Consider the following 8019-nt stretch of genomic DNA (forward strand, 5'->3'; position numbering starts at 1 on the left):
GGGAATGCCGTGCTCCACAGCGCACCAGCCGGGAGCGGAATCCCGGAAATCTCCATGACCGACGCCGAGGTGCTGCGCGATCCCATCGCCGCCTACGCAAAAGCCCGGGAGGAATCCCCGGTGGTGCGGCTCGTGGCACCCGGCTTCGGCGGCATCTGGGCGGTCACCCGCCACCACGACGCCAAGGCGCTCCTGAACGACCCGCGGTTCGCCATGACCGCCGACAGCTGGAACCAGCGCATACCCGACGACATCCGGCCCTACATGCTGACCATGTCCCACATGGACGGCCCCGAGCACACCCGGCTGCGCCGACTGGCCCTGCCCGCCTTCGGCACCCGCCGCGCCGCCGAGCGCAGGGCCCTGATCGAGCGCATCACCGACCGCCTCCTCGACGACCTGCCCGGCCACGCCGAGAACGGCACCGTCGACCTGCTGCACCACTACGCCCGCCCGCTGCCCACCGCCGTCGTCGGCGCCGTCGTCGGCATCCCCGAGGACGAACGCCCCCGCTGGCGCGAGCACATCGCCGAGATCGGCGCCGGCGGAGCCCGCTACGACGCCGCCCTGCGCGCCGTCGTCGACGGCGCCCGCGCCGTCATCGCCCTGCGCCGCGAGCAACCCGGCGACGACCTCGTCTCCGACCTGCTGCGCGCCCAGGCCGAGGACCCCGGCCGGATCACCGACACCGAGATGATCACCATGGTCTGGCACACCGTCCTCGCCGGCCAGGACAACCTCGCCAACTTCATCGCCAACTCCGTCGTCGGCCTGCTCTCCCACCCCGACCAGCTCGCCGCCGTGCGTGCCGACCCCGGCCTGATGCCGCGCGCCGTCGAGGAACTCATGCGCTGGCGCCCCCCACTGCTGCTCACCGCCATCCGCTACGCCCGCGAGGACGCCGACCTGTGCGGCGTGCCGGTGGCCAAGGGCGACTCCGTCGTCGCCGTCATCGCCAGCGCCAACCGCGACCCCAGGGCCTTCACCGACCCCGACCGCCTCGACGTCACCCGGCCGGCCGGAACGGCCGTCCACTACGGCTTCGGCTACGGCCCGCACTACTGCATCGGCGGCTCCCTGGCCCTGCTGGAGGCCGAGGTCGCCCTCACCGCCCTGCTGCGCCGCCATCCCGGCCTCGCCCTCGCCGTGCCCCCGCAGGACGTACCGCGCCTGCCCAACCCCGGCAGCTGGCACCTGACGGCCCTGCCCGTCACCCTGTGAACCACCCCGGTGCGGCCGGGAATTCTTCACCGTAAAACAATGCCCCTGGTGCGGTCGGGGTGTTCAGGAAGCGGTGTTCGGAAAGCGGTGTTCAGAAACATTCTTTGACACCCCGGAAAGCACGGTCCTAGATTTGTGCGGCGCCGGGCGGTCCGACGGTCTTTCCACGGCGCGAAGCGTCCGGCATGAACGCGGACGAGGCGGAGGAGGTGAACCGCCATGCGCTACCTGCACTGATTCCGCGAGAAATGATGCGTCGCCGTGGCCCGGCACGTTCGTGCCGGGCCACGGCTCCTCTCCTGGGGGTCGATCCGCATGACCAGGCCGCCCGGCAACGGGAATTCGGACGTCGAGGCACAGGCCGAGGAATTCCTCCGGCTGTTCCACGCCGAGAACACCGTCCGCCGGCCCCTGGCCGACCGCCTGCGGCAGATCCGCGCCGAGATCGGCCGGCACGGCACCTACGCCCACACCCCCCGCGAACTCGCCTTCGGCGCCCGCGTCGCCTGGCGCAACAGCAACCGCTGCATCGGCCGGCTGTACTGGCGCAGCCTGGTCGTCCGCGACCGCCGGCACCTGAGCACCCCCGACGCCCTGCACCACGCCTGCGTCGAACACCTGCACACCGCCTACAACGGCGGCCGCATCAGGCCGACCATCACCGTCTTCGCCCCCCAGCACCCCGACGGCAGCGGCCCGCGCATCCACAACCCCCAACTCGTCCGCTACGCAGGCCACCACCACCCCGACGGGCACGTCACCGGCGACCGGGCCCACACCCTGCTCACCGACCACGCCCGCGCCCTGGGCTGGACCGGCGGGGACGGCACCCCCTTCGACGTCCTGCCCCTGATCCTCCAGGGCCCCACCGGACCGCCCGCGCTGTACGAACTGCCCGCCGACGCCGTCCACGAAGTGCCCCTCGCCCACCCCGACCTCGCCTGGTTCGCCGACCTGCACCTGCGCTGGCACGCCCTGCCCGTCGTCTCCGACATGACCCTCGACATCGGCGGCGTCCGCTACCCCGCCGCCCCCTTCAACGGCTGGTACATGGGCACCGAGATCGGCGCCCGCAACCTCGTCGACGCCCACCGCTACGACCTGCTGCCGCTGATCGCCGACCGCATGGGCCTGGACACCACCGCCCCCCACACCCTCTGGAAGGACCGGGCCCTGGTCGAACTCAACGTCGCCGTCCTGTGGTCCTTCCGGCGCGCCGGCGTCACCATCAGCGACCACCACACCGAATCCGAGCGCTTCCTGCGCCACCTCGCCCGCGAGGAGAAGGCCGGCCGGCAGGTCCCCGCCGACTGGTCGTGGATCGTGCCACCGCTCTCCGGCGGCATCACCCCCGTCTTCCACCGCTACTACGACGACGGCGCCCCCCTGCCCGGCTTCACCCGCCCCGACAGCCGGCACCCACCCGCCGGCTGCCCCGCCACCGCCCCCGCCACCACCGGCGGCACGCCCCCGCCCCGGCGGGCGGCACCCGTGCCCGTACCCGCCGCCGTGGGCACCACCGACCGAGACGACGGAGACAGCCGTGACCACGACGCCCGGCCTTGAGACGGCCGACCCGCTGTTCAACCCCCTCGACCCGGCGGTGCTCGCCGACCCCTACCCGGTCTACCGCACCCTGCGCGAGACCGACCCCGTCCACTGGCACGAGCAGATCGACTCCTGGATCCTGACCCGCTACGCCGACTGCGCCACCGTCCTGCGCGACACCGACCTGTTCACCGCCGACTTCCGCCGCATCGGCATCCCCACCCCCGAGACCCTGCTCAGCCTGCAGACCCTCGACCCGCCCGACCAGACCCCGCTGCGCCACCTCGCCCTCGGCGCCGTCCGCGCCCAGGACCTCGACGCCCTGGGCACCGAACTGGCCGCCCACGCCGACGCCCTCCTGCACACCCTGACCCCGCGCGGAAGCTTCGACTTCGTCCGCGACTTCGCCGACCCCTTCACCCTCACCGCCATCACCCGCTTCCTGGGCACCGAACCCCCTTCCTTCGACGAGGAGTTCGCCCGCCGCAACGACGACCTCGACCACAGCATGGACGAGAGCCTCGACCCCGACGCCGCCGAACCCGGCCGGCGCGCCCGCGCCCACTTCAACGACCTCGTACGCTCCTGGCTCGCCGACCCCGGCCCCGACGGCGTCCTGGCCCACGTCGTCGCCCACCTGCCCGGCTCCGGCGTCGCCGCCGACGACGTCCTCGTCAACTCCGTGCGCGCCTTCTTCCACGCCGGCTTCGAAGTGCCCAGCCGCTTCCTCGGCAACGCCGTCGCCGCCCTGCTCGCCACCCCCGGCGCCTGGCAGGCCCTGCGCGCCGGCGACATCCCGCTGGAGAGCGCCGTCGAGGAACTCATCCGCCACGTCGGCCCCGTCCAGGCCCTCGCCCGCGCCTGCACCGCCGACACCGACATCGGCGGCCGCACCGTCCGCAAGGGCCAGGTCGTCACCGCCCTCATCGGCGCCGCCAACCGCGACCCGCAGCAGTTCACCGACCCCGACACCCTCCGGCTCGACCGCACCCCCAACCCGCACCTCGGCTTCGGCCGCGGCTCCCACTCCTGCCTCGGCCTCGGCCTCGCCCGCCTGGAGGCCCGCGTCGTCCTCGCCGCCCTGCTGCGCCGCGGCACCTGGCGCCCGGCCGGAGAACCCGTCGTGCGCCCCAACGGCACCCTGCGCGGCCTCGCCGCACTGCCCGTCGCCCTGGAGCACTGACCCGACGCGCACGCCCACCGGAGGGCGGCGCACCGAAGAGGGGGAGGACACGTGGACCGCTCACCAACGGCCCGGGCCGTCTGCACGGCCCGCCTGGTGAGGCTGCTGCGCGCGCTCGGCCTGGCGGACCGGGCCGCGAGCTGCACCGCCGCCCTGCGGGCGATGACCGGATCCTGGGGCACCGCGACCATCGCCGGGCTCGGCGAGTCCGACGTCTCCTCCGACGGCTCCCCCCTGGAGCTCGCCGTCGGCTTCGACGACACCCACCCCTCCCTGCAGTTCGCCGTCGAACCCCTCGCGCCCGGCGGCACCCCCGCCGACCGCGCGGCCGCCGCCCGGCACACCATGGCCGCCCTGGCCCGCCACCACGGCGCCGGCGCCGACCGCCACGCGGCCGTCGCCGACCTCTTCCTGCCCGCCGAACCCGCCACCGACCACGTCGCCATGTACGGAGCCGAGGTCACCCACGGCCGGCCCGTGCAGTTCAAGGTCTGGTTCTACCTCGCCGCCGACCACCCCCTCGAACGCTGCGCCCGGGCACTGGACCGCCTCGGCCTGGGCGCCGCGCACCCCGCCGTCACCGCCCACGTCCAGCGCGACGAACGCCGCGACCGGCCCTTCCTGTTCTCCCTCGACCTCGCCCCCGGCGCCGCCGCCCGCGTCAAGGTCTACTTCCGCCACTACGAGGCCGACACCAAATACATGGCCACCCTCATGGAGCCCTACCCCGGCTTCTCCGCCGAGCCCGTCACCGACTTCTGCACCACCCTCACCGACGGTCGCGACAGCCTCGCCGAACAGGCCCCCGCCACCTGCCTGACCTTCACCGGCACCGGCGGCCCCGCGATCGCCGCCACCCTCTACCTGCCGATGTGGACCTACGCCCCCCACGACGAGGCCGTCCGGCAGCGCTTCCACCACGTCCTGGCCACCACCGGACGGACCCCCGCGCTGTACGACCGCGTCCTGCGCGAGGCCGCCGCCCGGCCCCTGGACAGCGCCCGCGGCATCCACAACTACATCGCCTGGCGCCCCGGCCGGCTGCGGCCCCGCCTGAAGGTCTACCTCTCGCCCGAACTGCGCCACACCGACCCCGCCGCCCGCTACGCCCTCGAACAGCGGGCCGGGACCTGCCATACTCGGCCGGATGTATGAGCCCGTCGTCGAAGCGTGGATGCGCTACTCGGTTCTGCTGACCGGCACGGCCGCGGGCCAGAGCCCCGACGCCGGCGCCGTCGCCGAGATCCACACCCGGTTCGGCCAGCTGGACATGCTCCTCGCCAAGGTCGTCGACGCCCTCGACCCCGCCTCCTGGGGCGACGAACCCACCGGCCACAAACGCTTCCTGGACGCCTGGGACTGGGCCGCGGTCTACACCGACGCCTTCTACTTCTTCGCCTGGCGCACCCTCGACCTGCTCAACGGCGCCGACGGCGCCTGCTTCCCCCACCTGCCGCCCGTCGAGCCCGCGGGCCTGACGGCCGTACGCGACGCCATGCTCCGCCACCCCGAACGGCAGGCGGACTACTACCGCCACGCGATGGAACTGCGCGACGAGACCCTCGCATGCATCCGTGCCGCGATCACCGCCCTGGAGGACGGCGACCGCGGCACACAGTGAGCCCGCTCCCGGCCCCTACCGGAGCCGCTCGATCACCGAGGCGAACGCCTCCATCCACGGCTCCAGCACCACGATGTAGCTGAACCCGAACCGCTTGCGGTGCTCCACCAACTGCCCGGCGATCTCCTCCGCCGTCCCCAGCAGCCAGCTCGGCGACGCCAGCAACTGTTCCGGGCTGAAGTGCGCCAGCGGATGCCGCGACCACTCCTCGGCCGCCGCCCGCCGGTCCCCGGTCAGCACCACCTGCTGCACCAGCAGGTTCAATTCCACCCTCGCCGCCCGCTCACCCAGGTGCCCGCGGACGAAGTCCACCCGCGCCGCCAGCTCCTCCGGGCTCGCCAACTGCGGATTGCCCTGGCGCCGCTGCACGATGCCGGTGAAACCGATGACGTCCGCGTGCTGCGCCGCCAGCCGCAGCACCCGGTCCCCGTTGCCCGCCACCAGCAGCGGCGGACCGCCCTGCTGCACCGGACGCGGGCCGAACTCCGGGTCGGCGAACAGCCGGCGCAACTCCCGTACGGTGCCCTCCAGCTGATCCACCCGCTCCCGCGCCGGCGGGAACGGCACCCGGCCCGGGACCGTACCCTCCCGGATCGCCCCGGCCGACAGACCGATCTCCAGCCGGCCGTCGGTCAGCAGATCCGTCGTGGCCACCTCGCGGGCGAGCAGCGCCGGGTTGTGGAAGGCGGCGTTGAGGACGAACGAGGCCACGCGCACGTGCCGCGTCGCCTCGGCCGCCGCCACCAGGGCGGGAAAGGGAGCCGGCGCGCCCAGGTGATCGGGCACCGCCACGACGTCGAAGCCGAGGTCCTCGGCCTTGCGTGCTTTCGCGGCCCATTCGCCCCGCGCAGCGGGGGAGACCAGGGCGACACCGAATCGGAATGAACGGTTCTCGAAAGCGGTCATGGCACCGGACGTTAGCACCGAAGCAGAGCCGTGACTGCCCCGGCATTCAAGGAAAAATTCCGCCTCCATTTCGCTTGCGGAGGCGTCGTGAGTACGGGACTTGTACGGGACTTGTACGGGACTTGACACCCGGCGACGTCTGATCGAGGCTCGATTCCGCATGCCCACGGCCGGTTCCACCGCCCACCGCGAAAAAACGCGCTGCCGGCGACCCGGACCGTCACGGATGGCCCGTCGTCATGTGCAGAGGGGACCCTCGTGCAACCTGATCACGGAAACACCGGCAACACCGGCAACACCGGCAACACCGGCAATGTCGGAATCTCCATGGAACCCCTGCCGTCCTACGCACTGGACGGCGGCACCTCCCTGCTCGCCCGGCTGCGCACCCTGCGCGACCGGCACCCCGTCCACCAGGACCCCGCCACCGGCGCCTGGTCCGTCCTGCGGTACGAGGACGTCGTCGCCGCCGCCTCCGACTGGAGCACCTACTCCGCCGAACTGTGGCGCGCCTACCCCGAGGAATGGGGCAAGGGCGACGCCTGGAGTCAGGGCCGGCTCACGGAGACGGACCCGCCCCGCCACCGCCTGCTGCGCACCCTCATCGGCAAGGCCTTCACCGCCCGCACCGTCGCCGCCCTGGCCCTCGGCATCGAGCGCACCGTCACCGACCTCCTCGACGCCGTCGCCGACCGCGACGCGTTCGACCTCGCCCGCGACCTCGCCGACCCCTTGGCCGTCACCGTCATCGCCGCCCTCATCGGCCTCCCGCCGCAGGACCATGCGCTCTTCCGCGGCTGGGCCGACGGCCTGCTCTCCTTCGAGGCCGGCGACCTGCAGGGCGAGGACCTCGTCAAGGCCATCGACGCCGCCGGCGCCGAACTGATCGCCTACCTGCGCGAGCACTACCGCAGGCGTCGCGCGCACCCCCGCGACGACCTCTTCGGCCGCCTCGCCACCGCGGAGGTGGAGGGCCGCACCCTCACCGAGGACGAAGTCGTCAACCTCGGCAAACTCCTCCTCATCGGCGGCCATGTCACCACCGCCTGCTCCCTCGGCAGCCTGGTGCAGTCCCTGCTGGAACACCCCACCGCACTCGCCGAGGTGCGCGCCGACCCGGCCCTCGTCCCCGCCGCCGTCGAGGAAGCCGTCCGCCACCGCCCCGCCGTCGTCACCAGCCTGCGCCTGACCACCCGCGAGACCACGCTGGGCGGAGTCACCATTCCCGCCCGCCAGTTCGTCTCCCTCTCCCTGCTCTCCGCCAACCACGACGAACGCCGGTTCGCCGACCCCGAACGCTTCGACATCCACCGCACACCCAACCAGCACCTCGGATTCGGCCAGGGAATTCACTACTGCCTCGGCGCACCCCTGGCCCGCCTGGAGATCGCCACCGCCCTCACCGCGCTCCTGCGGCTATTCCCCTTCATCGAACGCACCGACGCCCCGCTGCGCTATTACCGGAATCCGAGCATTGCCGGACTCAAGGAGTTCCCGGTCGCCGTACGACGGGCCTGACCGGTCCGCCTTCCCGGGCGCC

At 73.0% G+C, this 8019-nt stretch carries 7 protein-coding genes; 6 read left to right on the forward strand and 1 reads right to left on the reverse strand.

Features of this window, described 5'->3' with window-relative positions:
• Positions 1-54: 54 nt before the first annotated feature.
• From AC27L3_RS06830 to AC27L3_RS06850, 5 genes are all read left to right on the forward strand, one after another.
• Positions 55-1221, forward strand: a complete 1167-nt coding sequence (locus AC27L3_RS06830) for a cytochrome P450 family protein (RefSeq protein ID WP_487233098.1) — start codon at positions 55-57, stop codon at positions 1219-1221.
• A gap of 315 nt (positions 1222-1536) precedes the next feature.
• A complete protein-coding gene (locus tag AC27L3_RS06835; protein ID WP_487233099.1) occupies positions 1537-2787 on the forward strand; it encodes a nitric oxide synthase oxygenase in 1251 nt (416 codons plus the stop codon).
• The gene (locus tag AC27L3_RS06840) at positions 2765-3952 is read left to right on the forward strand and encodes a cytochrome P450 (protein ID WP_487233100.1); all 1188 of its coding nucleotides are present in this window, start codon (positions 2765-2767) and stop codon (positions 3950-3952) included. The genes AC27L3_RS06835 and AC27L3_RS06840 overlap by 23 nt, the downstream gene beginning before the upstream one ends.
• A gap of 51 nt (positions 3953-4003) precedes the next feature.
• Entirely contained in the window at positions 4004-5107 is a 1104-nt protein-coding gene (locus AC27L3_RS06845) for a tryptophan dimethylallyltransferase family protein (protein WP_487233101.1), read from the forward strand.
• Positions 5100-5573: a hypothetical protein gene (locus AC27L3_RS06850; protein ID WP_487233102.1), complete on the forward strand. Its 474-nt coding sequence runs from the start codon at positions 5100-5102 to the stop codon at positions 5571-5573. The genes AC27L3_RS06845 and AC27L3_RS06850 overlap by 8 nt, the downstream gene beginning before the upstream one ends.
• A 15-nt stretch (positions 5574-5588) precedes the next feature.
• Here AC27L3_RS06850 and AC27L3_RS06855 read toward each other — a convergent pair whose 3' ends face one another.
• Positions 5589-6479, reverse strand: coding sequence for an LLM class F420-dependent oxidoreductase (locus tag AC27L3_RS06855; RefSeq protein ID WP_487233103.1), 891 nt, complete (start codon positions 6477-6479; stop codon positions 5589-5591).
• 258 nt (positions 6480-6737) lie between these two features.
• Here AC27L3_RS06855 and AC27L3_RS06860 point away from each other — a divergent pair, with 258 nt between their 5' ends.
• Positions 6738-7997, forward strand: a complete 1260-nt coding sequence (locus AC27L3_RS06860; protein ID WP_487233104.1) for a cytochrome P450 — start codon at positions 6738-6740, stop codon at positions 7995-7997.
• The last annotated feature ends 22 nt before the right edge of the window (positions 7998-8019 follow it).

The organism is Streptomyces sp. PKA51 (assembly GCF_057552455.1).

What these genes read in the sequence shown, in the direction of transcription:
- AC27L3_RS06830 (WP_487233098.1), top strand. Translation starts at nt 55, where the DNA reads ATGACCGACGCCGAGGTGCTGCGCGATCCCATCGCCGCCTACGCAAAA.
- AC27L3_RS06835 (WP_487233099.1), top strand. Translation starts at nt 1,537, where the DNA reads ATGACCAGGCCGCCCGGCAACGGGAATTCGGACGTCGAGGCACAGGCC.
- AC27L3_RS06855 (WP_487233103.1), bottom strand. Translation starts at nt 6,479, where the DNA reads ATGACCGCTTTCGAGAACCGTTCATTCCGATTCGGTGTCGCCCTGGTC.
- AC27L3_RS06850 (WP_487233102.1), top strand. Translation starts at nt 5,100, where the DNA reads ATGTATGAGCCCGTCGTCGAAGCGTGGATGCGCTACTCGGTTCTGCTG.